Here is a 25970-nt window from a genome sequence, read left to right on the forward strand (position 1 = left end):
AGCCCTTGTCCAGCGTGGTGCGTGACTGATGCCGGCGCTCTTTGAGCGGTTGCGGCCAGATCGGGCGGCCGTTGGCGGAAACGGAGATTCTAGCGTTTTCCTCTTGTCCGCGATGAGCGGACAGCACCACCGAACGAGATCGGCGCGCGCCCCGGTTTGCGGGGCGCGCGCCGATCGTCGGTTTTTTACTCACATCACCCCGCTGAGACTGCCGACAGCGGCGGGGCGACGAGCGGCGGATCAGCCAGCCGCGTAACGCTTTGCCATTTCCGGCAGGCGCAGCGTGCGGATCTTCGAGGCCTTGCCGGCGGTGCGGAAGGCTTCGAAGCGCTCGCGGCACACTTCGGTCATCAGCGCCGTTGCCGGCTTCAGATAGGTGCGCGGATCGAAGTTCTCCGGGTTTTCGGCGAAGTTCTTGCGGATCGTGCCGGTCATGGCGAGACGCAGGTCGGTGTCGATGTTGACCTTGCGCACGCCGAGCGGGATCGCCTTCTGGATTTCCGAGACCGGAACGCCCCAGGTCGGCTTCATCTTGCCGCCATAGGTGTTGAAGAGATCCTGCAGATCCTTCGGTACCGACGACGAGCCGTGCATGACGAGGTGGGTGTTCGGCAGCTTCTTGTTGATCTTGGCGATCGTTTCGATCGACAGGATGTCGCCATCGGGCTCGCGGGTGAACTTGTAGGCGCCGTGGCTGGTGCCGATCGCGACGGCCAGCGCGTCGACGCCGGTCCTGCTGACGAAGTCGAGCGCCTGGTCGGGGTCGGTCAGCAGTTCTTCACGCGACAACTTGCCTTCGAAGCCGTGGCCGTCTTCCTTGTCGCCTGCGCCGGTCTCAAGGTTGCCGAGGCAACCGAGTTCGCCTTCGACCGAAACGCCGGCCGCATGCGCGATCTTCACGACTTCCGCGGTGACGGCGACATTGTATTCATAGCTGGCAACGGTCTTGCCGTCCTTCTCCAGCGAGCCGTCCATCATGACGGAGGTGAAGCCGTTGGTGATGGCCGAGATGCAGGTCGACGGCTGGTCGCCGTGGTCGAGATGCAAACAGACCGGGATATGTGGATATTCTTCCGCGGCACCCAGGATGAGGTGGCGCAGGAACGCGTCACCGGCGTAGGAGCGGGCGCCACGGCTTGCCTGGAGGATGACCGGGCTGTCGGTCGCATCGGCGGCGCGCATGACGGCCTGAATGTATTCCAGATTGTTCACATTGAACGCCGGCAGCGCGTAGTCGTTCTCCGCCGCATGGTCGAGCAGTTGCCGCAATGTGATCAATGCCATTCGCTATCTCCCTTTGGATACTCGGTGCAACCTATGCGGCGCACCACAAAAACAATCCGGCCGTTGAACCGCACGAAATGCATCGATGGCAAAGTCGATGGCCGGCTTTTTCGTGCGGCGTGACGGCGCGCGCGAATTGGTCGCGCCCACCGAAGTCAGGCGCACAATAGTTCATCGAAGTGGTTTGACAACCGGGCAAAAGGCAGGTTGCCAGAGGTCGAAACTCGCTTCAATCGATTTTACTGTGGACTGGATGCAACACCTTCAGTGTGAAGTGTTTTCACTTTCTGGTGGTGGCTGAGAGGAAGGGGAGTCGAGGGGTCTGAATGCAACCTCTGGGCGCTGATTTCGTCTTCTGCACTATAGTGGTAGATGCACTGTCGGAAACAGTCTGTCGACAGAAGTTGAACGGCTCGCAAGAAGATTGCGGCAACACCCTTCTTTCTTTGCGCAGATTACGTAAACTGCCGCTAAAATTCACAAACTTTGCATCGCGGGCGATTCGAGGCGCGATACGGCCGAGGAAAAGCGCGGACCTAAAACGTTGCAGTAGATTTCGCAGAAATGCCCTGTTCACGTCATATGTCCGTCGCAAAGGCGATGAAAAGAATCGCAAACAAAATACAACCTATGGGGTAGGTCGATCCCCTGCCTATAGATAAAGATGCAGACAGTCGCAGAATCCGCCTTGCGTTCGCGAACGATTTGCACTTCTCTCCTGCGATCACAAACCCAAAAAAGGGGAAGGAGAGAAACAAAATGGCATCACTGAAACTCAACCTGAGCGCTGCTGCGCTACTCGGCTCTTTGCTTATCACAGCGAGCCCGGCGCTTGCCGAAGCTGTCCTGCATCGCGGCAACGCAGGTGAGCCGCAGACGCTCGACCAGCACCACACCTCGATCAACATCGAAGCGTTCATCCTCAAGGACCTCTATGAAGGCCTGACGATCTATGACGCCTCTGCCAAGATCGTCCCTGGTGTTGCTGAGACGTGGGAGCTTTCGGACGATGGCACGGTCTACACCTTCAAGCTGCGCGCCGATGCAAAGTGGTCGGACGGTTCGCCGGTAACGGCTGAAGACTTCGTCTTCTCCTTCCGCCGCGTCGAAGATCCGAAGACCGCAGCCGGCTACGCCAACATTCTCTTCCCGATCAAGAACGCTGAAAAGGTCAACAAGGGCGAACTGCCGGCCGACCAGCTCGGCGTAAAGGCCGTTGACGAAAAGACCGTCGAAATCACGCTTGAGCGTCCGACCCCCTTCTTCCTGGAACTGCTCGCACACCAGACGGCACTTCCGGTCAGCAAGGCAAGCGTCGAAAAGAACGGCGCCGACTTCGTCAAGCCGGGCGTCATGGTTTCGAACGGCGCATTCACGCTGCAGGCCCACGTTCCGAACGACAGCCTTACCGTCGTCAAGAACGCCAATTACTGGGATGCCGCCAACGTCAAGCTCGACAAGGTCATCTTCTACCCGATCGACGACCAGGCTGCCTCGGTTCGCCGCTTCGAAGCCAAGGAAATGGACCTCGTCTATAACTTCTCGGCTGACCAGATCGACCGTCTGCGCACGTCCTACGGCGAGCAGGTCCACGTCTCGCCGTCGCTCGCGACCTACTACTATGCCTTCGACACCCGCCAGGAGCCCTATAGCGACGTTCGCGTCCGCCAGGCCCTTTCCATGGCTGTAGACCGCGACTTCCTTGCCAAGGAAATCTACGCTGGCTCGCAGCTGCCGGCCTACTCGATGGTTCCCCCGGGCATTGAAAGCTACGGCGAGCCGTCCAAGGCCGAGTTCAGCACGATGTCGCAGCTCGACCGCGAAGACAAAGCCATCGCTCTGATGAAGGAAGCCGGTTACGGCGAAGGTGGCAAGCCGCTCGACATCGAGCTGCGCTACAACACCAACCCGAACCACGAGCGCGTCGCGACTGCCGTCGCCGACATGTGGAAGAACACCTTCGGCGCCAAGGTGTCGCTGGTGAACCTCGACGTGTCCTCGCACTACGCCTACCTGCAGGAAGGCGGCAAGTTCAACGTTGCCCGCGCCGGCTGGCAGGCTGACTACGCGGACGCCGAGAACTTCCTGGCGCTCAGCGTCGGTTCCAACAAGACCTTCAACTACGGCCACTTCGAAAACGCTGAATTCGACGGCCTGATGAAGAAGTCCTACGACGAGCAGGACCCGGCAGCCCGCTCCAAGCTGATGCATGACGCCGAAGCGCTGCTGATGAAGGAACAGCCGATCGCTCCGCTTCTGACACAGGCCGACCTGTGGCTGGTTGCCAGCCGGGTCAAGGGCTGGGCGGACAATGCTCCGAACGAGCACCTCAGCAAGTTCCTGAGCATCGCCGAATAACGAACAGAGACGACGCGCGGTCGGAAGGCCGCGCGTCGCCTCCGGAGTACGTCCATGATTTCCTTCATCCTTCGCCGATTGGCGAGTGCGGTGCCGACCTTGTTTATCGTCGTCACCATTTCGTTTTTCTTGATGCGGTTCGCCCCTGGTGGCCCCTTCAACCTCGAGCGTCCTCTTCCGCCACAAACGATGGCGAACCTGATGAAGACGTACCAGCTCGACCAGCCTCTTTGGCGCCAATACACGCACTATCTCAGCAATGCGGTGACCGGCGACTTCGGGCCGAGCTATGTCTACAAGGACAACAACGTCGCTGAACTGATCGGCAAGGGTCTGCCCTATTCGATGGAGCTCGGCTTCTACGCGTTGCTGATTGCGCTGATCGGCGGCGTCACCGCCGGAACGATCGCCGCGCTGCGGCAAAACAGCGTGCTTGATTTCACCATCATGTCGTTTTCGACGATAGGGGTCACCGTGCCCAATTTCGTCGTCGGCCCGGTGCTGACGCTGGTCTTTGCAATCGTGCTCGCATGGTTGCCAGCCGGTGGCTGGGGTGATGGATCGTTGCGCTTCCTGATCCTGCCGATGATCGCGCTGGCGCTGCCGCAGCTTGCAGTTTTCGCGCGTTTGACGCGCGGCTCGATGATCGAGGCGCTGCATACCGATCATATCCGAACGGCCAAGGCCTATGGCCTGCCATCTCGAACGGTTGTCGTCACCCATGCCATGCGTGGTGCGATGTTGCCGGTCGTCTCCTATCTGGCGCCCTGCGCTGCGGCCCTTCTGACCGGCTCGGCCGTCGTCGAGACGATCTTCACCATTCCGGGCGTCGGCCGCTACTTCGTCCTTGGCGCTATCAACCGCGACTACACGCTGGTGATGGGCACGGTTATTCTCGTCGCCATCTTCGTCATCGTCTTCAATCTCCTGGTCGACATTCTCTACGGCCTGCTCGATCCGAGGGTTCGCCATGACTGATATCGCCCAGACCCCGGCGTCGACGCCGGAAACGAAGGGGCGCAGCCTCTTCCAGCTTGCCGCCATGCGCTTCCGCCGCAACCGCGCCGCCATGGCCGGCTGCTTCATGCTGGCGCTGATCGCACTGTTCTCGTTTCTCGGTCCGTTCTTCGTTCCGCACACCTATGACCAGGTGTTCCCGTCCTACGTCTCGATCAGCCCGAGCCTCGAGCCGCGGCCGGATACGTCGACGCTTCAAGACGTGATGGAAGGTGTCGCCACCCGGGCACGCGTCACGCTGAAGGAGTTCAATCTCGAGGGTGAAACCTTCACCGCGACGATTACCTCCGAACAGCCGATCGATTCCCGTGCCACGCGCTACTTCGACCGCGCCAACGAATTCCGCGATACCCAGGTGGTGGCATCGGAAAACGACGGCAAAACGCTGAAGGTGACCGGCCAGGTCGACCGGGAATATTTCCCCTTCGGCACGGATTCCAACGGCCGCGACCTGCTCGTTCGCGTCATGCTCGGCGGCCAGATCTCGATCGCCGTCGGCCTGCTCGCGAGCCTCGTGTCGCTCGGCATCGGCGTCGTCTACGGCGCGACATCGGGCTATATCGGCGGCCGTGTCGACAACGTCATGATGCGCCTGGTGGAGATCATGTATTCTCTGCCCTTCGTCTTTCTCGTCGTCGTGCTCGTCGTGTTCTTCGGCCGCTCGTTCATCCTGATCTTCCTGGTGATCGGGGCGGTGGAATGGCTTGACATGGCCCGTATCGTGCGCGGCCAGACATTGGCGTTGAAACGTCGAGAATTCGTCGGCGCCGCTCAGGCGCTCGGTCTGACGGACTGGCAGATCATCCGCCGGCACATCATCCCCAACACGATCGGCCCGGTCATCGTTTTCGTGACCGTCGTCGTGCCCAAGGTGATCCTGCTCGAGAGCTTCCTCTCCTTCCTCGGCCTCGGCGTTCAGGCGCCGCTGACGAGCTGGGGGGCGCTGATCTCGGAAGGCGCAAACAACATCCAGTCGGCGCCGTGGCTTCTGATCTTCCCGGCCATCTTCTTCGTCCTGACGCTGTTCTCGCTGAACTTCGTCGGCGACGGCCTGCGCGACGCGCTCGACCCGAAGGATCGCTGACATGGCAGATACCAAGGAAACCATCCTGGCCGTTCGCGGCCTCAAGGTGAACTTCTCGACGCCCGATGGCACCGTCGAGGCGGTCAAGGGCATCGACCTCGATGTGCGCACCGGCGAAACGCTTGCCGTCGTCGGCGAGTCCGGCTCCGGCAAGAGCCAGACGATGATGGGCATCATGGGACTGCTCGCCAAGAACGGCACCGTGACCGGCTCGGCCCGCTACCGCGGGCAGGAGCTCGTCGGCCTGCCGCCGAAGGCGCTCAACCAGGTGCGCGGCGCGAAGGTCACCATGATCTTCCAGGAGCCGATGACCTCGCTCGACCCGCTCTACCCGATCGGTCGCCAGATCGCCGAGCCGATCGTCCATCACCGGGGCGGCTCGTTCAAGCAGGCGCGGGCGCGCGTGCTCGAACTGCTGGAGCTCGTCGGCATCCCCGAGCCGGGACGCCGTATCGACAGCTACCCGCACGAGCTTTCGGGCGGCCAGCGGCAGCGCGTGATGATCGCCATGGCGCTTGCCAACGAGCCGGATCTGCTGATTGCCGACGAACCGACGACGGCGCTCGACGTGACGATCCAGGCGCAGATCCTCGATCTCCTGAAGTCGCTGCAGCAGCGCTTCGGCATGGCGATCGTGCTGATCACCCACGACCTCGGCATCGTCAAGCACTTTGCGGACCGCGTGGCCGTGATGCGCCGTGGCGAAGTGGTCGAACAGGGCACGACGGCCGACATCTTCGAGCGGCCGCAGGCCGACTATACGAAGATGCTGCTGGCTGCCGAGCCGAGCGGCCGCAAGGCATCTCCGCCCGACAGCGCGCCGATCATCCTGGAAGGCCGCGACGTCTGCGTCGACTACCAGATCGGCGGCGGTCTCTTTAAGGGCGGCAAGTCGGTCTTCCGCGCGGTCGACAGCGTCAATCTGCGCCTGAAGGAAGGGCAGACCATCGGCGTCGTCGGCGAGTCCGGTTCCGGCAAGTCGACGCTCGGCCGGGCGCTCCTGAGGCTCCTGCCGAGCAGCGGTCACTACCGCTTCGGCACGACGGATATTTCCGGCTTCGACCGTGGCCAGATGCGGCCGTTGCGCCGCACCCTGCAGCTCGTCTTCCAGGATCCCTACGGCTCGCTTTCGCCACGGCGCACCGTCGGTGAAATCATCACCGAAGGCCTGCACGTGCACGAGCCCGAGCTTACCCGCGCCGACCGCGACCGCCGGGCGTCGGAAGCGTTGAAGGAAGTGGGGCTCGATCCCGCCTCCCGCAATCGCTACCCGCACGAGTTCTCGGGCGGCCAGCGCCAGCGCATCGCAATCGCCCGCGCCATGATCCTGAAGCCGAAGGTCGTCATCCTCGACGAGCCGACTTCCGCGCTCGACCGTTCGGTCCAGGGCCAGGTGATCGAACTGTTGCGCGACCTGCAGCGTTCGCACGGGCTTTCCTACATCTTCATCAGCCACGACCTTTCGGTGGTGAAGGCGATGTCGGACTATGTGATCGTCATGAAGAACGGAAAGATCGTCGAAGAAGGCGAGACCGACGCGATCTTTGAGGCGCCGAAGCAGCCTTATACCAAGACGCTGATTGGCGCTGCCTTCAACGTCTGAGCCGCCGGGCCTTCAAAATTTGGCGGGGACGCGAGCGATCGCGTCCCTATTTCCGTTCTCGGCGTAGCAAACGTCAGGTCTCGTTCTCTGCGGAGAAGTCGGAAGCCACGAGTTTCTTGTCGAGCCCGAACTTCTGCATCTTCTCGTAGAGGGTCTTGCGCGAGATGCCGAGGGTCTCGTAGACCGGCTTCAGCGCGCCGCCATGGGCCGCGATGGCGCTGGCGATGAGACCCTTTTCATAGGCTGCGACCTTGTCGGCAAGACGGTTGCCGTTCTCCGATCGTGCGCTGTCGTCGGGGGCCGCATCGAGCCCGAGCACTAGCCGCTCGGCGGCATTGCGCAGCTCGCGCACATTGCCAGGCCAGTCGCGCTCGGCGATTTCGGCCAGCATCGACTGGGAGATCTCCACTTCATCCCGGCCGTAGCGCGCAGCCGACTCCCTGACCAGTTGCAGAAAGAGCAGCGGAATGTCGGCGCGTCTTTGCGCAAGCGAGGGGACGCGGAGCGTTGCGACGTTGAGGCGATAGAGGAGATCCGCCCGGAAGCGTCCGGCTGCCACTTCCTTCTCGAGATCGACCTTGCTGGTGGCGATGAAGCGCACGTCGAGCGGCACCTGCTCGTTCGATCCGAGCCTCGTGATGACGCGCTCCTGAAGAACCCGCAGAAACTTTGCCTGCAGGTCGAAGGGCATCGAGCCGATCTCGTCGAGCAGGATCGTGCCGCCGCGACCATGTTCGAACTTGCCGTAGCGCGGACGAATGGCGCCCGGGAAAGCGCCGGGCTCATGGCCGAAGAGTTCGCTTTCGATCAGGTTTTCCGGCAATGCGGCGCAGTTGATGGCGATGAACGGGCTGTTGGCGCGGGTGCTGAGGTCATGCAGCGTCCGGGCCAGCACCTCCTTGCCGACGCCGGTGTCGCCGATAATCAAGGTATCGGCATCGGCCGCGCCCAGTGCGCGGATACGGTAGCGCAGGTCGACCATCACCTGGCTTCGCCCGGGCAGCCGTTGCTCGATGTCGTCGCGCTTGCCGGCAACCGCCTTCAGCCGCCGGTTCTCGAGAACGAGCGCGCGCCAGTCCAGCGCCCGGCGGATCGTGCCGGCGAGCATCTGGGCTGCAAAGGGTTTCTCGACGAAATCATAGGCGCCTTCGCGCATGGCGCGAACGGCAAGCTGCACATCGCCATGGCCAGTGATGAGAATGACCGGTACTTCCGCATCGATCTCGCGGATGCGCTGCAGGAGCGTCATGCCGTCCATGCCCGGCATACGGATATCGCTGATGACCACGCCCGGAAAGCTGTAGCTGATGAATTCGAGCGCGTGTTCGGCGGCCGAAAAGGCGTCGACGCGGAAACCGGCGAGTTCCAGCGCCTGGGCGCTCGAATGGCGCACATCCTCTTCGTCGTCGACGAGCAGGATCCTGCTCTCGATCATTCGGCGGCCTCCCGGGCATTGCTGTTTTCGGCAGCGAGTTCGATGCGGAACTCGGCGCCGCCGCCCGTAGGGTTGGTGGCGATCAGGCTTCCGCCGAAATCCTTGATAATGTTATAGGAAATCGAAAGGCCAAGGCCCAGCCCCTTGCCGACGCCCTTTGTGGAAAAGAACGGATCGAAGATGCGCTCGGCAATCGCCGGGGCAATCCCCGGTCCCGGGTCGCTGACGGTCAGCACGACTTTGCCGTCTTCCTGTCGCGCACGCAGGCGGATGGTGCGGTCATCGAGCCCTTCGACAGCATCGGCGGCATTGGAAATGATGTTGACGAGCACCTGCTGCAGGCGCACCGAGCCGGCGCGAACGACGAGCGGCTCGTCGCCGAGATCGATATCGATGCTCGCTGCCGCCGCCTTCAGCCGAACCGAGACGATCTCCATCGTATCGCGCACCACGTCTTCGACGAGAACGGGCCCGAGTTTCTCGTTCGGCTTGCGGGCGAAGTTGCGCAGGTGCTTGCTGATCGCCGCCATGCGGTCGACGAGCCCGGAGATGCGGCGGATATTGTCGGTCGCCTCGTCGGATCGACCCCGCTCGATCAGCAGTGCGGCGCTGTCGGCATAGGTCTTGGCGGCGGCAAGCGGTTGGTTGAATTCGTGCGAGAGTGCGGCCGACATCTGCCCGAGCCCTGCCAGTTTCCCGGCCTGGATCAGATCGGCCTGCGTGCGGCGCAACTGCTTCTCCGTCAGCCGCCGTTCGGCGATCTCTTCCTCGATCTGGGCGTTGACGCGCGCGAGGTCGGCGGTGCGTTCGTCGACCCGGCGCTCCAGCTCGGCCCGGGCCTCCGCCTGCATCGACAGGCGCTCGTTGAGCCGTGCCCGCCGCTGAAAAATGATGGCGACGCCGAGGCCGGCAAGGCAGAGCAGAAGCAGGGCGGCGATGACAGTCGTCAGCGCCTGTGTTCGCACCGACGCCGTATCGACCAGCACGTTCACGGTCCAGTCGGCGTCGGGCATCCGCTGCGAAAGCATCAGGTATTCGCGGCTCGAGTTTCCGGCCGAGACGGTGAGGAAGTGACGATCGGACGAGACGCGCTCCAAGACGGGAAGGGCGTGCACGGTGGCGTCGGCGTAGCGCCTGGAGGCCTCGGTTCGTGCCAGCCGGTCCGATGTCAGCGGCAGGACCGACGCGTAGCGCCACTCCGGATCGCCGGACATGAAGATGATGCCTTCCGGGTCGGAGACGAAAATCTTGTACTCACCGCCCTGCCAGGAGGCTTCGATGCGCTCGACATCGACCTTGAACACCATGACGCCGCGGATCTCGTTTCCGACCCGGATCGGGGAGCCGAAAAAGTAGCCGCGCTTCAGCGATGTGGTCCCGAGCGCATAGAACCGCGATTGCTGCCCGCGAAGCGCTTCCTGGAAATACGGCCTGTAGCTGAAATTCTGTCCGACGAAGCTCGTCGGCCCGTCATAGTTGCTGGCGGCGATGGTGTTGCCATCCGGCGTGATCACGTAGATGTCCGAGGACTGCAGCAGGCCGTTGATGTCCTTGAGGTAGCTGTCGACGGCCTCCCGTAGCCGCCGGTCGCGCGGGCGGGTGACGAGCTCGCGGACGTCGTCATGATCCGCAATTAGCGCCGGCAGCGCCTGGTATCGGTTGAGGTGGCCGTCGAGCGCGGTGACGGCGAGGCGCAGCGCCGTCGTCGCCTGGGCGCTTGCCTCGCGCAAATAGCTGTCGGTCGTGACCGCATAGCCTTTCCATGCCAGCATGGCTGCAAGCAGCGGCAACAGCAGGAACGCCAGGACTAAGCGATGTTTCACAGATATGCGCACCCCCTCCTCGTGCTACCGCCGCAAATGCCGACGATCGATCTTAAGCATCGCGGCGAGGGCTCACAAGTCGCCTCCGGAATTCGTGTCCGTTGACGAATCCCGGGTGTCGTCAATGCCGCGTTGACAATGCGTTTGGTCGCGGCCGTCTTTCGCGGAGGAGCGGATAGGCGCATCTAAGACCCAACGGAGCGCCCGGTGGCGCCGGAGAGAAAGGATCACGGCAATGCTCAATCAGATCAAGGGTCTGCATCACGTCACTTCGATGGCCGACGATGCGCGCGAGAACAACCTGTTCTTCACCAGGTCGCTCGGCCTGCGCCGGGTCAAAAAGACGGTCAACTTCGACTCGCCCGATGTCTATCACCTCTATTACGGCGACGAAGCCGGCACGCCTGGCACGGTCATGACCTATTTCCCATTCCCGCAGATGCCGCGTGGCCGCGCCGGTACCGGCGAAGTCGGAACCACCGTCTTCTCTGTACCTGAAGGCTCGCTCGGGTTCTGGAAGGAGCGGCTGGCGACGCTGGGCGTCACCGGTCTCAAGGATGAGGAAACCTTCGGTGAAAAGCGCCTGAATTTTGCCGGTCCTGACGGCGACGGCTTCGCACTCGTCGAGGTCAAGGACGACGGGCGGGCGCCCTGGACGGAAGGCGGCATTTCGGCGGACCATGCAATCCGCGGCTTCCATTCCGCAGCCCTGCGTCTGCGCGACGAAGGGGCGACGGCCGAGCTTCTGAAGTTCATGGGCTACGAAGAACTCGATCGCAAGGATGGCGTCACCCGTCTGATCGTGCCCGGCGGCAACGATGCCCGCGTCATCGACCTCGAAACGATGCCGAACATCGGCCGCGCCGCGCAAGGGGCAGGCTCGGTGCATCACATCGCCTTTGCCGTCGAGGACCGCGAAAAGCAGCTCGAGGTGCGCAAGGCGCTGATGGACACGGGCTATCAGGTGACGCCGGTCATCGACCGCGATTACTTCTGGGCGATCTACTTCCGCACGCCGGGCGGCGTGCTGTTCGAGATCGCGACCAACGAGCCGGGCTTCGAGCGGGACGAGGATCTCGCCCATCTCGGTGAGGCGCTGAAGCTGCCGCAGCAGCACAAGCACCTGCGTCCGATCCTCGAAAGCCACCTTGAGAAGATCGACTAGGAGACCAAGACAGAGAAGGCTCGCCGCTGCGGCGAGCCTCCGGTACCAGCACTTGCACAGAACGGTTCACAGTTTCGTCGAAACCGTGAAGCCAACGCTTTGAAATCAGGCAGGTTCGAACGCGGCATCGACTCGTTTGGAAGCCTGCTCCAGGAGACAAAAATGGTAGATCATGGTTATGTTCACAAGCTGAAGGCCGGGAAGCCCGGCCAGCCGATATTTTTCGTGTTCCACGGGACTGGCGGTGACGAGAACCAGTTCTTCACCTTCGCATCCGAGCTTCTACCCGAAGCGACGATCGTCTCGCCGCGTGGCGACGTTTCGGAATATGGCGCCGCACGCTTCTTCAAGCGCACCGGCGAGGGTGTCTACGACATGGCGGACCTTGCCCGCGCCACCGAGAAGATGGCGGCCTTCGTCAAGGCGCTGGCTGCGGAGCATCAGGCTTCACAGGTGATCGGCCTTGGTTATTCCAACGGCGCGAACATTCTCGCCAACGTTCTGATCGAAGGCGGTGTTTTCGACAAGGCAGTGCTGATGCATCCCTTGATCCCGTTCCGCCCGAAAGACAATGCGGCGCTGAATGGGCGTCGCGTCCTGATTACCGCCGGCGAGCGTGACCCGATCTGCCCGGCGCCGCTGACCCAGGCGCTCGCGGACTACTTCCAGGGGCAGGGTGCCGCAACCGAGACCGAGTGGCATTCGGGTGGGCACGACATCCGTCAGAATGAGATTGCGGCGATCGCGCGCTTCCTGAAGGACTGATCACTCCAGCCGGCGACGGAAGAGCCAGGAGGCGGCCGAGAGGGTGACGATGGCGATCAGAAACAACGGAATCGTCTGTCGCGCCACCTCGACCGCCGGAATGTCCTTGAGGAACACGCCCTTTACGATCACGAGGAAGTAGCGCAGCGGATTGATATAGGTGATCGGCTGCAGCCAGGACGGCATGTTCTCGATCGGCGTGGCAAACCCCGAAAGCAGCATCGCCGGCACCATGAACAGGAATGCGCCGAGGATCGCCTGCTGCTGCGTCATCGACAGGGCCGAAATGAACAGGCCGAGACCGACGACGGAGGCGAGGTAGAACACCGCGCTGCCATAGAGCAACAGCAGCGAGCCGCGCAGCGGCACCCCGAAGATGAAGACGGCCGCCAGAATATAGATGGTGATGTGGAAGAGCCCGATCATCATCGGCGGGATCAGCTTGCCGATCAGGATCTCATGGGTTCGAAGCGGCGACACCATGAGTTGGTCGAACGTCCCCAACTCGCGTTCGCGCGCGATCGACAGCGCGGTCACGATCAGGCCGATCAACAGCGCGATGCTGGCGACGAGGTTCGGGACCATGAACCACTGATAGGTAAGGTTCGGATTGAACCAGTTGCGGGCGACGACGGTGACCGCCCCCGATGCCAAGCGCTTGCCGGCGGGCGTCTCTGCGGCAAGCGTGCCGACGATACGGCCGAGATAACCGGAGACGATCTGCGACGCATTGGAGCGGCGGCCGTCGAGGATGACCTGCACCTCCGCCGGCCGGCCTGCTTCGATATCGCGTGAGAAAGTGGGGCCGATTTCGATCGCCGCAATGACCTGCTGGGTGTCGATCGCCAGGCGCACCTCCTGCGGACTGTCGGTGAAGCGGATGCTTCGGAAGGTGGGCGAGCCGTCGATCCCCTCGATCAGATCCTGGCTCCAGTGGCCGTTGTCGCGGTTCAGCACCAGCACGTCGACATTGGTGACCTCGAGCGTCGCGGCGTAGGAAAATACCAGAAGCTGCAGGATCGGCGGCACGATCAGCACGGTGCGCCCCTTGGGGTCGCGCAGCACCGCCAGCAATTCCTTGACGATCAGGGCTTTTAGCCTCGTCCACCACATCTCAGCCGATCCTCTTGCGGGTGCTGCGAGCGGCGAGCGCAAAGAACACGCTGCCGATCAGGAGCATGGCGGCAATGGACTTACCGAACATCGGCCAGATGTCGCCGGCCAGAAACACCGTCTGCAGGCTCGGGATCAGATAGCGCGCCGGCACGATGAAGGTGATCCACTGAATGACCGTCGGCATCGAATTGATCTCGAAGAGAAAACCCGAGAGCAGGAAGGCCGGAAGAAACGCCGAAATCAACGCGAGCTGCGAGGCGAGGAACTGGTTCTTGGTCGCCGCGGAGATCAGTAGGCCCTGGCCGAGCGCCGGCATCAGAAACGTCGCTGACAGTGCATAGAGCGCTGCGACGGAGCCGCGAAAGGGGACACCGAAGAGGAAGACGGCAAGCAGTACGCAGAGCGTCATCGAGGTGAGCCCGAGGATAAAATAGGGCAGGAGCTTGCCGGCAAGGAGCTCGGCTGCCGAAACCGGCGTTGCCATCATCGCCTCCATCGTTCCGCGCTCCCATTCGCGCGCAACGACGAGGGAGGTGAGCAGCGTCCCGACCAGCGTCATGACGATGGCGATCGAGCCCGGCACCAGGAAGTTCCGGCTGGTGAGCTCCGGATTGAACCAGAAACGCTGCTCGGCGGAAATCGCCGGCGGCCGACCGGCGCCATCGCTCAGCCGCTGGCGCTCCCAGTTGGCAACGGTCGCCTGCGCATAGTTCTGGACGAAGTTTGCCGTATTGGGATCGGAGCCATCGACGAGCACTTGCACATTCGGGTGCCGGCCGGCGGCGTAGTCCGCCATGAACCCAGCGGGAATCACGATGATGCCGCGCACGCGGCCGAGCACCAGATCCTCCTCGAAATCACGCCGATCGCGCCCGACCGTTACAAGGAAGTAGCGTGACGCCTGGAAACCGGCGGCGAGATCGCGGGTCAACGGCGCTTCTTCCTCGACGACGAGGCCGATCCGGGTCTGCGTCGTGTCGAGCGAAACGCCGTAGCCGAAGAGAAACAGAAGGATCATCGGCAGCACGAAGGCGATCAGGATACTGCTCGGGTCGCGAACGATCTGATAGCTTTCCTTGAGCACCAGCGCGGCAAAGCGTCTGGCTCTCGTGGCCCGGCCCTCGGTCGTTGTGGCGCGCGCGCTCATGCGGCCTCTTTCTCCTCCGAGCCCTGAACCAGGGCGATGAAGGCATCCTCCATCGTCGGGTCCGGAAGCTCGGGGCTGGCGACCTGCGCCTTCAATTGGTCCGGTGAGCCCAGCGCGATCGACCGGCCGCGATAAATCAGCGAAATGCGGTCGCAATATTCGGCCTCGTCCATGAAGTGGGTGGTGACGAGGACGGTCACGCCTTTCTCGACGAGGCCGTTGATATGGGTCCAGAACTCGCGCCGGGTTATGGGATCGACGCCGGAGGTCGGTTCGTCGAGAAACAGCGCTTCCGGTTCGTGCAGCACGGCACAGGCGAGCGCCAGCCGCTGCTTGAGGCCGAGCGGCAGATCCTTCGCCGACATGCCGAGCAGGCGGGCGAAGCCGAAGATTTCCGTCATCAACCGGATGCGCTCGCGTTTGCGCGCGCCGGATAACCCGTAGACGCCGGCAAAGAAGCTCAGGTTCTGGCCGACACTCAAATCGCCGTAGAGCGAGAATTTCTGCGCCATGTAGCCGAGCCGGTTGCGCGCCTCGGCGGCATCGCGGCGCAGATCGAAGCCGGCGACGCGGCCTTCGCCGGCGGTTGGCTTCAACAGCCCGCATAGCATCTTGAAAGTCGTGGATTTGCCGGCCCCGTTCGGACCCAAGAGCCCGAAGATCTGGCCGCGTGGTATGTCGAAGGTGATTGCGTCGGCGGCAGTGAAATCGCCGAAGCGCTTCGTCAGTCCGCGCGCTTCGATGACCGGGCGCCCGTTGTCGGTCGGGAAAGGTGTCTGGGTTTCCGCGAGCTTCGAGCGGCCGCCGGGGCCGCCGCCGAGCATGTCGATGAAGGCATCCTCGAAACGTGGCGTGGTGGTCGCCACGCCCGCTGCTGCGGAATGTTCGTCCGGGGCCGGCGGCTTGGTCCCGGGCTTCATGACCAGACGGATCGCTTCGCCCTGGATGACGCCGTCGACGACATCGTCGCCGTCGAGATAGCTTGCGAGCTTCTGGCGTCGCGCATGCGTAATGCCGGAAACCTTGAAGACGCGATCGGCGACCCTGGCGGTCAGTTCGGCGGGACTGCCCGTGAACAGGAGCTTGCCTTCGTTCAAGAGCAGAACGCTGTCGCAGGCTTCCGCTTCGTCCAGATAGGCCGTGGACCAGACGACGCCGATGCCTTCCTTCGTCAGGTTCTCGACCATCTTCCATAGATCGCGGCGCGAGATCGGGTCGACGCCGACGCCCGGTTCGTCGAGCAGGAGCAGCCTCGGCTTGCGCAGCAGGGCGCAGGCCAGGCCAAGCTTCTGCTTCATACCGCCGGAGAGCTTGCCGGCAAGGCGCGTGGTGAAGCGCTTGAGGTCGGTGAATTCGAGCAGTTCGTTAAAGGTCGCTGCACGCTCGCCAAGCGGCAGGCCGCGCAGATCGGCGTAGAGATTGAGGTTCTCCTGAACGGAAAGGTCCTCATAGAGGCCGAAGCGCTGTGGCATGTAGCCGATGGCCGCCTGGATATCGGCGGCATTCGTCACCGTGTCGAAACCGAGAACCTCGACCTTGCCCTCGTCCGGCACCATGAGGCCGGTCATCAGCCGGATCAGTGTGGTCTTTCCCGCGCCGTCAGGGCCGACGAGCCCGGTAATCCGCCCGCCGAGGATCTCGCCAGCGATATGGTCGAGCGCTGGCGGAGCATCGCCAAAACGCTTGACCACATCGGCGATGCGAACGAACGGCGCCTCGTCGCTCATTGCGCGGCTCCAGCTTTCTCCGGCAGATGTACGGTCACCGGCATGCCCTGCCGCAGATCGGCCCCCGGCTTGTCGACCACGATGCGCAGGCGATAGACGAGATCGGTGCGCAGTTCCGGCGTTTCCACCGACTTGGGCGTGAATTCGGCGACCGGTGAAATGAACCCGACTGTCGCCTTGTAGCGGTGGTCCGGCGCACTGTCGGAGGTGACCTCGACGGTCATGCCGGGATGTACGCGGCCAAGGTCCGGCTCCGCCACATAGGCGCGAACCCAGACGGGCTCGTTCAGCGAGACGACGTAGACGGTGTCGGAGGGCGCGACGATGGCGCCGGCTTCACGCACCCGCGACAGGACCGTGCCGGCGCTCGGCGCATACAGCTGGGTATCGGCAAGCGAGGTGCGGGCGCTTTCGAGCTTGGCTTCGGCGGCAAGCACCTGCGCTTGGGCCGCTTCGATATCCTCGATCCGGCTTCCCTCTTCGATGAGCGCCAGGGCCTCGCGGGCGGAAGTGGCGCGCGCTGCGGCCGCTGCCCTGTTGGCGCTCGCTTCGTCGAGATTGGCCTGGGAGATGGTGCCGTTCGGGCGCAATTGCCGGGCACGCTCATAGGCGAGATCGGCGTTTTCGAGATCGGCCAGGCGCTCCTCATGGGTGGCGCGCGCCTGGGCGATTTCGGTCGGGCGTGCGCCCGCCCTCAGTTTTGCAAGGTTGGCTCTGAGCGCGCCGAGATCGGCCTGCGCCGCGGCGACCGCCTGCTCGAACGGGACGGCGTCAAGCGTCGCCAGAACGTCTCCGGGTTTGACCGTGTCGCCCTCGTCGACGCCAAGGCTTGCGATGCGGCCGCTGACGCGGAAGCCAAGCGAAACCTGCCGGATGTCGATGTTGCCGTAGAGCACCGAGGTCTGCTCCTTGCCGATCCAGCCGAGCCGCTCGGGAACGTCGAACCACCAGGCGCCGGCCGCGGTACCGGCGATCACGATCAGCGCTATTGCTGGCTTGTTCATGACCGGTCCTCCCGCTTGCTTTCAATGGCCGCGACCAGTTCGGCGGCATGCCGGCGCAAGAGGTCGAGCTCGTCGGGGCCGACCGCCTGCCATTTCATCTGCCGAAGAACGGCTGCGTGGGCCATGCGGAAGACGAGGATGCTGCCGACGAAGGACAGGGTTTTCAGCCGGACCTGTTCCGATTGCGGAGCCTCGCCAAGGATGGTGGCAACCAGTCGGCCGGCCATGCCGATCATCGGGCCCATGACGTTGGCATAGACGCGCTCGAAGGCTTCCGTCGGCTCCATCTGCTCGCGGATGATGAAGCGCGCCCAGCTTTCGGACTGACGGCTGACGAAGAGGGCGACCATGTGCTGCGCCAATCGGCTGAGCATGTCGCGGGCTTCGTGGGCTTCCAGCGGCTGGCCCTGGCCGTCGAGATGGGCAAGGCGGGCAAGAACCGCGTTTCGAAGGTCCGCGACGTGGTCGATGATGATCGAGGCAAGGTGTTCGGCAGCGGCGATGTAGAGGCCTTCCTTGCCGCCGAAGTAATAGGGGATCGCCTGGAGGTTCACGCCGGCCGTTTCGGCGAGCATGCGGGTGGTGGCGCCGTCAAAGCCATAGCGGCCGAAGACGTCGATGGAACTGGTCAGCAGTTTCTCGCGGGTGGCATCTCCGCGGTCCTGCTTCGTCGGGCGGGGCGAGGTTTCTTTTTTCATGACATGCTGAATTTATATCATTCCATTGATTAAGTCAATCGAATGAATATTGTTGGCAAGCGACGACGTGCCTTGGGTCGATAGGGGAGTATTGCCGAAGGCATGTCGTGCAAAGTTCGCGCAGCCGGTTCGTGCTACCGGCCGCTGTGCTGGCGAAGGATTTTCAGGCCGGCCCTGCTGCTTAAGCGACGTCGCGCTCTTCGCCCCGTTCGAGGCGGCGTTGGAAGAGGGCGGCGATGAGGTCCGATTGGGTCACGACGCCGAGCAGCCGGTTGTCCGGATCGACCACCGGCATATGGTGCAGCCCCATGTCGGACATCGGCGGCACGAGTTTGGCGATCATGGTTTCCGGCAAGGCCGATTGCACCTTGCGGGTCATGATGTCGGACACGAGCCGCGGCGTTTTCGGGCCGAAACCGATGACGTTTCCGAGCCGCTGGCGGATGCCGCCCTGCGGCGTGACCATCGCGTGCTTCATGAAATCGGTTTGCGTGACGATGCCGACAAGTCCGTCCTTTTCGGTCACGACCGGCAGCGCCTTGATGTGATGCTTGATCAGGGTCTGCCAGGCCTGGCGCAGGGTCGTCTCCGGCGTGGCCGTCGCGACGTCGCGCGACATGATCTCGGCGCAGGTGATTTCGCCGGAGCGGCGGTTGAAGGCGTGGATCTGCGCCTGATGGATCAGCGCGTCGAGCTCTTCCGGGCTGACGTCGACCACTTCGCCATATTGGGCGAGGACGGCCTGCAGGTCTTCGGGAACGATGCCGAGCCTGTGCATCGGCGCGGGGTCGCTTGTTCCATGCAGCGTCGGCGCCTGCGCGAGGTGCGGGTAGCGTCGGCCGGTCACGTTGTTGAACGCCAAGGCGATCAGGAGAATGACGACCGAATTGATGGCGACCGGCGAGAGGACGAACCAGTAGCCGGCCTCATGGATCGTGGGCCCCCCGAGTACTGCGGTCAGCGCCACCGCTCCGCTCGGCGGATGAAGGCAGCCGAGCAGCAGCATGATCGCGATGGCAAGGCCGACGGCGACTGCGGCAGCAATCACCGGATCCGGGATCAGCAACGCCGCGGTCACGCCGATCAGCGAGGAGACGGTGTTGCCGCCGACGATCGACCAGGGCTGGGCGAGCGGGCTTGCCGGGGCGGCAAAGAGAAGCACGGCCGAGGCGCCCATCGGTGCGATCAACAGCGGCAGGCTGGCGCCGGCGCCCAGCGCATAGGTGCTGATCAAGCCGGTAAGCAGGATGCCAAGAAGCGCGCCCAAAGACGCACGCAGGCGCTCCAGATGGCTGATCGGAACGAGGGAGGGAACGAAACGCTTGATGTAGGCGCGGGCCTTCGACATGGAGCCTCTCGGGAGGGGAGGTGCAAACTTGGGCAGCCCAATAGCACATGGCACGGCGTTGGGCATGAAATCCGCATCCAAAAACCGGCGCTGGATTGAAATATATGCATCGCGCCTAAAAAATGTGCGCTGCACACGCGGGCGCGTCAGCCCGACACGGCGGCGGAAAAATCGATCGAGAACCGAGTGCCGCGGCCGGGCGTGGTGTCGACAGCGACGGTTGCCTGGTGCAACTCGCTGATGCGCCTAACGATCTTCAGGCCGAGGCCGATCTGGCCGGAGCTCTTCACAAAGCCGAGGTCTTCGTTGTGTTCCGGCAGGTCGATCATCCCCTTGCCGTCATCCTCGACGGAGACGACCGGGCCGGGGCCACAGGTCAGGACGATCCGGGTTCCCGGTGGGTTATGCTTGACGGCATTCTCGATGAGGTTGCGCAGCATGTTTTCGACCAACGCCGGGATGGCGGTGACCGTCGGCGTGCCTTCGTCTACGAACTCGAGGGACTTGTCGTGGTCGAAGACAAAAGGTGCGATCGCCTCCGCAACTGCGGCGCCGATCTGAGAAAGGCTGGTGCGCTGGTAGGCGGAAGGATCGACGGCGTCGGCGCGCGCGAGCGAGGTCAATTGCTCCAGGATATGGGTAAGCGCGTCGAGATCGCGCTCCGCGTTGCGCGCTCGCGGGTCGTCGATGCGGCTCAGCTCCATCTTGGCGATCGACACCGGGGTGCGGATTTCGTGGGCGATCGACGACGAGAACAGCTTCTGCGACTGGATGAGATCGGCAACGCGGGCCAGCATCCGGTTGACGGCGGTGACGAGAGGGGCGATCTCCTGTGGCATTCGTGTCAGCGGCAGGCGCGCATTGCCGTCGCGAGGGTCGAGGGCATCGGCGGCCTGGGCGGCCATGGCGACCGGCCGAAGGGCGCTGCGGACCGACCAGATGGTCGCGCCGACCACCAGGCAGAACATCAGCGTCATCGGCACGATCATCGAATCGAACATCTCGTGCAGCAGGGCGCCGTACATGAAACCGTTCGGGTCGTTGAGGATCGCCAACTCGACAAGGACGACCAGGCCGCCCCGTTCGAAGGTCTGGCCGCCGGCAACGCTGAAGGGTTTGCCCGGTGCGATCAGGCGTTTCCAGAATTGCGGCGCGTCGACATTGAGCGGCAGGAAGTGCTGGGCACATTCGGCCGTGCAGTTCGAATGGATCATCTCTCCGGACGCCGTGCGGATGCGTAGGAAAATTGCGCCGTTATCGTCCGATCGGTCGAGATAGCGTTCGCGTGCGTCGCGATCTGGCTCGTAATGCGCCACGCCGTCGCGCACATGGACATACTCGATCAGCTTTTCGGTTTCCTGCTGCAGCATGAGCACGCTCAGTTTGTCGTCGTCGAACCAGTAGTCGGCGAAGACGACGCCGATCTGGATCGCCATGGCCAGCAGCGAAAAGGCAACGATGCGCCGGGAGACGATACCGATCAGCGAAGGGTTTCGGCTCCTCATGGGGCTTGCCTGAGGAGATAGCCGATGCCCCGGACCGTCTCGATCTGCACGCCGGTTTCGAGCGGCTGCAGACGCTTGCGCACCCTTGAAACCGCCAGTTCCAGGGCATTGGGCGTGACTTCCTGGCCATATTCAGAAAGGGCCGTTTCGAGCTTTCGCTTCGGCACGACACGGCCGACCTCGCGCATCAGGATCTCGATCAGTGACCGCTCGCGCGGCGGTAGCGGCACCACCGTGCCGTCGCAGGTGAGATTGGCGGTCGCCGGGTCGTAGCGCAAAGCTCCGGCTTCGAGCACCGGCTGTACGGCCTGTGGGTTGCGCCGGAGCATGGCGCGGCAGCGCGACAGCAGTTCCCGGTGGTGGAACGGCTTGACGAGATAGTCGTCGGCCCCGGCGTCGAGCCCGGCAATGCGCTCGTCGACGGAGCCCTTGGCCGTGATGATCAGCACCGGCAATCCGGGATATTCCTGGCGGACACGGCGAAGCAGCGACAGCCCGTCGCCATCGGGCAGCCCGAGGTCGAGAAGCACCAGGTCGTGCTCGCGCGCCGCGATTGCCGTTTCGGCATCGGCCACGCTTGAAACCGCATCGAGGCGCCAGCCCGCATCCCGCATGGTTTCACCGACCAGTTCAACCAGTCGCGGACTGTCTTCGACCAAGAGCAGGCGCATTGATTCGTCTCGATATTACAGGGGCCACTACCGACCATATGGACTTTCGCCGGGGCTGCCAACTGCCTGCGCGATACCTACCAGCGCGCGCATACGCGGGACAAAGAGCAATCTTGACGGGGTTTGGACAGCTTGTCCGTCGTATCTCAACAGCTGAGGGGGAGGCTGCAACCTAGCAGGTGGCCGCCACGCGGTCTCCGTCTCGATTGAATGGCCGTGACTGCAACGTCCCTCCCAGACGCTCTTGCAGTCGCCGCAGGAGAGTACAGTTTTGAGATTTTCAGGTATTCGCCGCCCCGAAATCGGCAGTATTTCGCTGAGCGCTCTCGTCAGCGCCTATCTGCTGCTTGCCACCAATAATTCCTTCTGGACACACACGGTCGCCTATTTCGACGATTCCGTCACGGCGCTTCTGTCCTTCAGCGCCGCTCTGTGTTTGCTGACCCTCGCAGGCCTCACACTCGCCTCCGTCAAATATGTGATGAAGCCGGTGATGATCTTCCTGATCATGGTGTCGGCGGCCGCCTCCTACTTCATCGACACCTTCGGCGTCATCATCGACAAGGACATGATCGGCAACGCGGCGGTAACGACACAGGCCGAAGCCAGCCATATCTTGACCGGCAGTCTGGCGACGCACCTGCTGCTTTACGGGGTGCTCCCGTCGCTGGTGGTGATCTGGTTCAAACTGCGCTACCGGCCCTTCCTGTCCAATGCCGCGATCAACCTGGCGGTGATCATCCCCTGCCTGCTCGTCAGCGGCGGGCTGGTCTACGCGAACTTTGCAAACGTCGCCTACGTGATCCGCGAACACAAGGATCTGATGAAGCGGTTCAATCCGACGGGGCCGGTCTCGGCGGCGGTCCGCTACGCATCCTCGACTTACAAGGAACGCAACATCGTCGTGCAGCCGCTCGGCACAGACGCACGCCAGGGTGCGCGGATTGCCGCGGCCGGCAAGCCGGTGGTGGTCGTCGTCGTGGCCGGCGAAACGGCGCGCGCGATGAACTTCTCACTGAACGGTTATGGCCGCGAGACCAATCCGGAACTGAAAGCGCTTGGCGTCGTCAACTACACCGACACCACGAGCTGCGGCACGGCGACCGCAACGTCGCTGCCCTGCATGTTCTCCGTCTACCCGCGCGACGAGTACAGCGACTGGAAGGCGCGCTCGACGGAAAACCTCATGAACGTGCTGACGCGTGCCGGCGTTTCGACCACCTGGTGGGACAACAACACCGGCAGCAAGGGCATCGCCGACCTCATCAATTTCGCCAGCATGACCGACCAGAAGAACAGCCCGCTCTGCAAGAACGGCGAGTGCCTGGACGAGATCTTCCTCGGCGAACTCGACAAGAAGCTTTCGGCGACGAAGAAGAACAGTGTGATCGTTCTCCATCAGCTCGGCAGCCACGGACCGTCCTACTATCTGCGCTACCCTGAGAAGTTCCGGCGCTTTACGCCCGATTGCCGCACGCCCGAACTGATGAAGTGCTCGGTTGAAGAAATCACCAACGCCTATGACAACACGATCCTCTACACCGACCATGTGGTGGCGAGTGTCGCCCGGTTGCTGGAAAAGCATCAGGATCAGATCGCGGGCGCGATGATCTACATGTCCGATCACGGCGAGTCGCTCGGCGAGAACGGCATCTATCTGCACGGGGCGCCCTATTCCATCGCACCGCGCGAACAGACGCAGGTACCGTTCGTCGCCTGGTTCTCGAAGCCTTACCAAGCGGCAATGGGTGTCGACACGGCGTGCCTCGCCAAGGATACGGCGCAGCCGAAATCCCACGACAACCTGTTTCATACCGTGCTCGGCATGATGAATGTCGAGACCAAGGTCTACAAACAGGGCCTCGATGCCTTTGCGAGCTGCACGAAGAAGCCGGGCGTCGGGTCGACGTTCCAGGCGGCGGATACGGCCAACGACTTGCCGCCAAGCCCCGTGCGTTCCTTAAGCGGTCCGGGCGCCCTTTAGCACCAAGCGTAACCTCAAAATTCGCCCGTGGCCGGAACAAAAACCGGCCTCGGCGCTTCCTTGAAAAGATGTCCCGATTCCGTCCCGGCGCCGCCGAAACCGCCAATGCAACCTCGGGACTACTCAAGCCCGGGACTACTCAAGGAAGGAGAGGTTCCATGCGTATCGTCGGCCTGCAGGTCACTGCCGAAAGAGCCGGTCGCTCAGGTTTCACGGTGGAATTCATAGGCGACGGCGACGAGGTGGTGACGGTGATGTGTCCCCAGGACGGGGCCGGCTCCCTCAACCGGCTGAACGCGATTGCGAAGGCCAAGGAAATTCTGCAGGCCGCCATTGCTGCCGACGAGGCGGTCGCGGGTTCTAGCGGCCAAGCAGGAATGCGCCGCGGAACTTTGCCAAACGCGCGCCAGGCGCATGACCGCGATGCGATGGAGGAGCAACTGGACGAGGGGCTCGAGGATACCTTCCCGGCAAGCGATCCGGTGTCGATCGCCAGTTCGACCATCGCCAAGGGTAATTCCCGACGCTGAGATCAGGACGTCATTGGCGTAGCTGCCACCTCCCGGTTATCTCGCCCGAGGTTTCCGCCCTCAAGATCCGCATTACCAACTGTCGCACGCGTCCGCGTCGCGGCCGATGCATCTTGCATCCTTTCGGCAAAAGGCATGTTATAGCGCCTTGATCTGGCGATGTTTTCGGCCTCGATACGGCCATCGCCCGCCATCGGAATTTGGAGAGTGAATGCATGGCCGTCCGGCATCTGACGTTCGCCGTCGGCGATATTCACGGCTGCCTCGATCAGCTGCGCGCGCTGCTGGATGAAATCGAAGACTATGCGCCGACGGGGCGGGTGATCTTTCTCGGCGACCTCATCGACCGGGGGCCGGACAGCCGCGCTGTCATCGAGCTGATCATGGCCGGCCCGACCAAGCCCGGCTGGACCTGGCAGACCCTCAAGGGCAATCACGAGGAAATGCTCTGGGGCGCAAGCAGCGGCGAAAGCGACGTCGACTGGTGGCTGGTCAACGGCGGCCGCGAGACGCTGATCTCCTACGACGGCACGGTTCCCGGGCGGCACCTGAAATGGATCAAGGAACTGCCCACGATCCTGGTCGAGCGCTTTCGCATCTTCGTGCATGCCGGCGTCGACGACACGCGGCCGCTGGAACAGCAGGACGACGGGGTCTTTCTCTGGATCCGGCCGCCCGAAGATTATTCCGGCGAATACTGGGGCCGGCATCTTTGTCACGGGCACACGCCGAGTACGGCCAACCCGCGAACGGTCGGAAACCGCACCAATGTGGATTCCGGCGCGGTGTTCAGCGGTATCCTTTCCTGCGCCATCTTCGACGACGATGAGCCGGGCGGACCGATCGATTTCCTGACGGCGAGCAAGGCTGCCTGGCGCGTCGAGTGAGTGGTAGCATCGGTGGTGTAAATGGCATTGTGCGGGCGGCTCTGCGGTAGTAGGTGTGGCTTCTCCGCTGGGCGAAGCCTTTGCCGCCCGTCTCATCATCTCAGGGGATTGCCTTGGACGCCGCGCCTTCATCCGTTTTCACGAAGAATTTTGCTGCCCTGCTGTTCGATATGGATGGCACGTTGCTGAACTCCATGGCCGTGGTCGAGCGCGTCTGGGGCGCCTGGGCGGAGCGCAACGGTCTCGACCCGGTCGAATTTACCAAGACCGTGCATGGCGTGCGCGCCGTCGATACGATCCGTAATCTCGAGCTGCCGAACATCGACCCGGAGAGGGAAGCCTATGACCTGGCTCTTGCGGAAATTGCCGACGTCGAAGGCATTGTCGAGATCCCCGGCGCGGTCGACTTCCTGAATTCGCTGCCGCCGGAACGGTGGGCGATCGTGACGTCCGCGCCGCTGGACCTCGCCGTGCGCCGTCTCGCCGCCGCCGGCATTCCGACGCCGCAACTGTTGATCACCGGCGAGGATGTTTCCATCGGCAAGCCCGATCCGCAGGGCTACCGGATGGCGGCCGAGCGGCTGGGCGTGCGTGCGGAAGACTGCCTAGTGTTCGAAGATGCGCCGGCCGGAATCCTGGCCGGGCTCGCCGCCGGGGCCGATGTCGTCGTCGTCACCGGCGCGCATGCGGCCGCCGAAGGCACGCCGCACATGACGCTCGCCCGCTACCACGACATCGCGGTGGAGCGCGCAACTGACGGCACGGTATCGTTGCGCCCGACCGCTTGAAATACCGTCGTTGAGGCCGGGAGGCCGCTTG

The 25970-nt window shown here is 63.1% G+C and carries 21 protein-coding genes; 10 read left to right on the forward strand and 11 right to left on the reverse strand.

What is annotated here, in order from left to right:
* Positions 1-240: 240 nt before the first annotated feature.
* On the reverse strand, positions 241-1284 hold the full coding sequence (fba, locus tag IB267_RS23015) for a class II fructose-bisphosphate aldolase (protein WP_089043784.1): 1044 nt from the start codon (positions 1282-1284) through the stop codon (positions 241-243).
* Positions 1285-2043: 759 nt separating this feature from the next.
* Here fba and IB267_RS23020 point away from each other — a divergent pair.
* From IB267_RS23020 to IB267_RS23035, 4 genes are read left to right on the forward strand one after another with little or no spacing between them, the layout of a single operon-like run.
* Positions 2044-3642, forward strand: a complete 1599-nt coding sequence (locus tag IB267_RS23020) for a peptide ABC transporter substrate-binding protein (protein ID WP_192449736.1) — start codon at positions 2044-2046, stop codon at positions 3640-3642.
* A gap of 54 nt (positions 3643-3696) precedes the next feature.
* On the forward strand, positions 3697-4620 hold the full coding sequence (gene oppB, locus IB267_RS23025) for an oligopeptide ABC transporter permease OppB (protein WP_034799616.1): 924 nt from the start codon (positions 3697-3699) through the stop codon (positions 4618-4620).
* A complete protein-coding gene (locus IB267_RS23030) occupies positions 4613-5743 on the forward strand; it encodes an ABC transporter permease (RefSeq protein WP_192449737.1) in 1131 nt (376 codons plus the stop codon). Before oppB ends, IB267_RS23030 begins: the two co-directional genes overlap by 8 nt.
* Position 5744: 1 nt before the next feature.
* Complete coding sequence (locus IB267_RS23035; protein ID WP_192449738.1) at positions 5745-7346, forward strand: ABC transporter ATP-binding protein; 1602 nt, start codon at positions 5745-5747, stop codon at positions 7344-7346.
* A 73-nt stretch (positions 7347-7419) separates the two neighbouring features.
* Here IB267_RS23035 and IB267_RS23040 read toward each other — a convergent pair whose 3' ends face one another.
* Positions 7420-8781, reverse strand: coding sequence for a sigma-54 dependent transcriptional regulator (locus IB267_RS23040; RefSeq protein ID WP_192449739.1), 1362 nt, complete (start codon positions 8779-8781; stop codon positions 7420-7422).
* Positions 8778-10604, reverse strand: a complete 1827-nt coding sequence (locus IB267_RS23045; protein ID WP_192449740.1) for a sensor histidine kinase — start codon at positions 10602-10604, stop codon at positions 8778-8780. Before IB267_RS23045 ends, IB267_RS23040 begins: the two co-directional genes overlap by 4 nt.
* 235 nt (positions 10605-10839) lie before the next feature.
* On the opposite strand from IB267_RS23045, the gene IB267_RS23050 reads away from it, so the two are divergent.
* A complete protein-coding gene (locus IB267_RS23050; RefSeq protein WP_192449741.1) occupies positions 10840-11769 on the forward strand; it encodes a VOC family protein in 930 nt (309 codons plus the stop codon).
* A 162-nt stretch (positions 11770-11931) separates the two neighbouring features.
* Positions 11932-12534, forward strand: a complete 603-nt coding sequence (locus tag IB267_RS23055; RefSeq protein ID WP_192449742.1) for an alpha/beta hydrolase — start codon at positions 11932-11934, stop codon at positions 12532-12534.
* On the opposite strand, the gene IB267_RS23060 is transcribed toward IB267_RS23055, so the two are convergent.
* The 8 genes from IB267_RS23060 to IB267_RS23095 form a co-directional block, all read right to left on the reverse strand.
* A complete protein-coding gene (locus IB267_RS23060; protein WP_192449743.1) occupies positions 12535-13647 on the reverse strand; it encodes an ABC transporter permease in 1113 nt (370 codons plus the stop codon).
* Position 13648: 1 nt separating this feature from the next.
* Positions 13649-14797: an ABC transporter permease gene (locus tag IB267_RS23065; RefSeq protein ID WP_192449744.1), complete on the reverse strand. Its 1149-nt coding sequence runs from the start codon at positions 14795-14797 to the stop codon at positions 13649-13651.
* Entirely contained in the window at positions 14794-16524 is a 1731-nt protein-coding gene (locus tag IB267_RS23070) for an ATP-binding cassette domain-containing protein (protein WP_192449745.1), read from the reverse strand. The genes IB267_RS23065 and IB267_RS23070 overlap by 4 nt, the downstream gene beginning before the upstream one ends.
* Positions 16521-17528: a secretion protein HlyD gene (hlyD, locus tag IB267_RS23075; RefSeq protein WP_192449746.1), complete on the reverse strand. Its 1008-nt coding sequence runs from the start codon at positions 17526-17528 to the stop codon at positions 16521-16523. Before hlyD ends, IB267_RS23070 begins: the two co-directional genes overlap by 4 nt.
* A complete protein-coding gene (locus IB267_RS23080; RefSeq protein WP_192449747.1) occupies positions 17525-18226 on the reverse strand; it encodes a CerR family C-terminal domain-containing protein in 702 nt (233 codons plus the stop codon). The genes hlyD and IB267_RS23080 overlap by 4 nt, the downstream gene beginning before the upstream one ends.
* 181 nt (positions 18227-18407) lie before the next feature.
* A complete protein-coding gene (locus IB267_RS23085) occupies positions 18408-19574 on the reverse strand; it encodes an HPP family protein (RefSeq protein WP_192449748.1) in 1167 nt (388 codons plus the stop codon).
* Between the two features lie 146 nt (positions 19575-19720).
* Entirely contained in the window at positions 19721-21079 is a 1359-nt protein-coding gene (locus IB267_RS23090) for a HAMP domain-containing sensor histidine kinase (RefSeq protein ID WP_192449749.1), read from the reverse strand.
* The gene (locus IB267_RS23095; RefSeq protein ID WP_192449750.1) at positions 21076-21750 is read right to left on the reverse strand and encodes a response regulator transcription factor; all 675 of its coding nucleotides are present in this window, start codon (positions 21748-21750) and stop codon (positions 21076-21078) included. The genes IB267_RS23090 and IB267_RS23095 overlap by 4 nt, the downstream gene beginning before the upstream one ends.
* Before the next feature lie 271 nt (positions 21751-22021).
* On the opposite strand from IB267_RS23095, the gene IB267_RS23100 reads away from it, so the two are divergent.
* The 4 genes from IB267_RS23100 to IB267_RS23115 all read left to right on the forward strand — a co-directional run bounded on the left by IB267_RS23100 (position 22022) and on the right by IB267_RS23115 (position 25939).
* On the forward strand, positions 22022-23734 hold the full coding sequence (locus IB267_RS23100; RefSeq protein ID WP_192449751.1) for a phosphoethanolamine transferase: 1713 nt from the start codon (positions 22022-22024) through the stop codon (positions 23732-23734).
* 158 nt (positions 23735-23892) lie between these two features.
* Entirely contained in the window at positions 23893-24264 is a 372-nt protein-coding gene (locus IB267_RS23105; RefSeq protein WP_192449752.1) for a hypothetical protein, read from the forward strand.
* Positions 24265-24479: 215 nt separating this feature from the next.
* Positions 24480-25151: a metallophosphoesterase family protein gene (locus IB267_RS23110; RefSeq protein ID WP_192449753.1), complete on the forward strand. Its 672-nt coding sequence runs from the start codon at positions 24480-24482 to the stop codon at positions 25149-25151.
* A gap of 113 nt (positions 25152-25264) precedes the next feature.
* Positions 25265-25939: an HAD family hydrolase gene (locus IB267_RS23115; protein WP_192449754.1), complete on the forward strand. Its 675-nt coding sequence runs from the start codon at positions 25265-25267 to the stop codon at positions 25937-25939.
* The last annotated feature ends 31 nt before the right edge of the window (positions 25940-25970 follow it).

Source organism: Ensifer sp. ENS09, assembly GCF_014852425.1.
Classification (GTDB): Bacteria; Pseudomonadota; Alphaproteobacteria; order Rhizobiales; family Rhizobiaceae; genus Ensifer.

Bases quoted from the DNA above. Each gene is read 5' to 3' on its own strand.
- IB267_RS23050 (WP_192449741.1), top strand. From the start codon at position 10,840: ATGCTCAATCAGATCAAGGGTCTGCATCACGTCACTTCGATGGCCGAC.
- oppB (WP_034799616.1), top strand. From the start codon at position 3,697: ATGATTTCCTTCATCCTTCGCCGATTGGCGAGTGCGGTGCCGACCTTG.
- IB267_RS23060 (WP_192449743.1), bottom strand. From the start codon at position 13,647: ATGTGGTGGACGAGGCTAAAAGCCCTGATCGTCAAGGAATTGCTGGCG.
- IB267_RS23040 (WP_192449739.1), bottom strand. From the start codon at position 8,781: ATGATCGAGAGCAGGATCCTGCTCGTCGACGACGAAGAGGATGTGCGC.
- IB267_RS23105 (WP_192449752.1), top strand. From the start codon at position 23,893: ATGCGTATCGTCGGCCTGCAGGTCACTGCCGAAAGAGCCGGTCGCTCA.
- IB267_RS23035 (WP_192449738.1), top strand. From the start codon at position 5,745: ATGGCAGATACCAAGGAAACCATCCTGGCCGTTCGCGGCCTCAAGGTG.
- IB267_RS23020 (WP_192449736.1), top strand. From the start codon at position 2,044: ATGGCATCACTGAAACTCAACCTGAGCGCTGCTGCGCTACTCGGCTCT.
- IB267_RS23055 (WP_192449742.1), top strand. From the start codon at position 11,932: ATGGTAGATCATGGTTATGTTCACAAGCTGAAGGCCGGGAAGCCCGGC.
- IB267_RS23065 (WP_192449744.1), bottom strand. From the start codon at position 14,797: ATGAGCGCGCGCGCCACAACGACCGAGGGCCGGGCCACGAGAGCCAGA.
- hlyD (WP_192449746.1), bottom strand. From the start codon at position 17,528: ATGAACAAGCCAGCAATAGCGCTGATCGTGATCGCCGGTACCGCGGCC.
- IB267_RS23080 (WP_192449747.1), bottom strand. From the start codon at position 18,226: ATGAAAAAAGAAACCTCGCCCCGCCCGACGAAGCAGGACCGCGGAGAT.
- IB267_RS23030 (WP_192449737.1), top strand. From the start codon at position 4,613: ATGACTGATATCGCCCAGACCCCGGCGTCGACGCCGGAAACGAAGGGG.
- IB267_RS23070 (WP_192449745.1), bottom strand. From the start codon at position 16,524: ATGAGCGACGAGGCGCCGTTCGTTCGCATCGCCGATGTGGTCAAGCGT.
- IB267_RS23095 (WP_192449750.1), bottom strand. From the start codon at position 21,750: ATGCGCCTGCTCTTGGTCGAAGACAGTCCGCGACTGGTTGAACTGGTC.
- IB267_RS23090 (WP_192449749.1), bottom strand. From the start codon at position 21,079: ATGAGGAGCCGAAACCCTTCGCTGATCGGTATCGTCTCCCGGCGCATC.
- IB267_RS23085 (WP_192449748.1), bottom strand. From the start codon at position 19,574: ATGTCGAAGGCCCGCGCCTACATCAAGCGTTTCGTTCCCTCCCTCGTT.
- fba (WP_089043784.1), bottom strand. From the start codon at position 1,284: ATGGCATTGATCACATTGCGGCAACTGCTCGACCATGCGGCGGAGAAC.
- IB267_RS23110 (WP_192449753.1), top strand. From the start codon at position 24,480: ATGGCCGTCCGGCATCTGACGTTCGCCGTCGGCGATATTCACGGCTGC.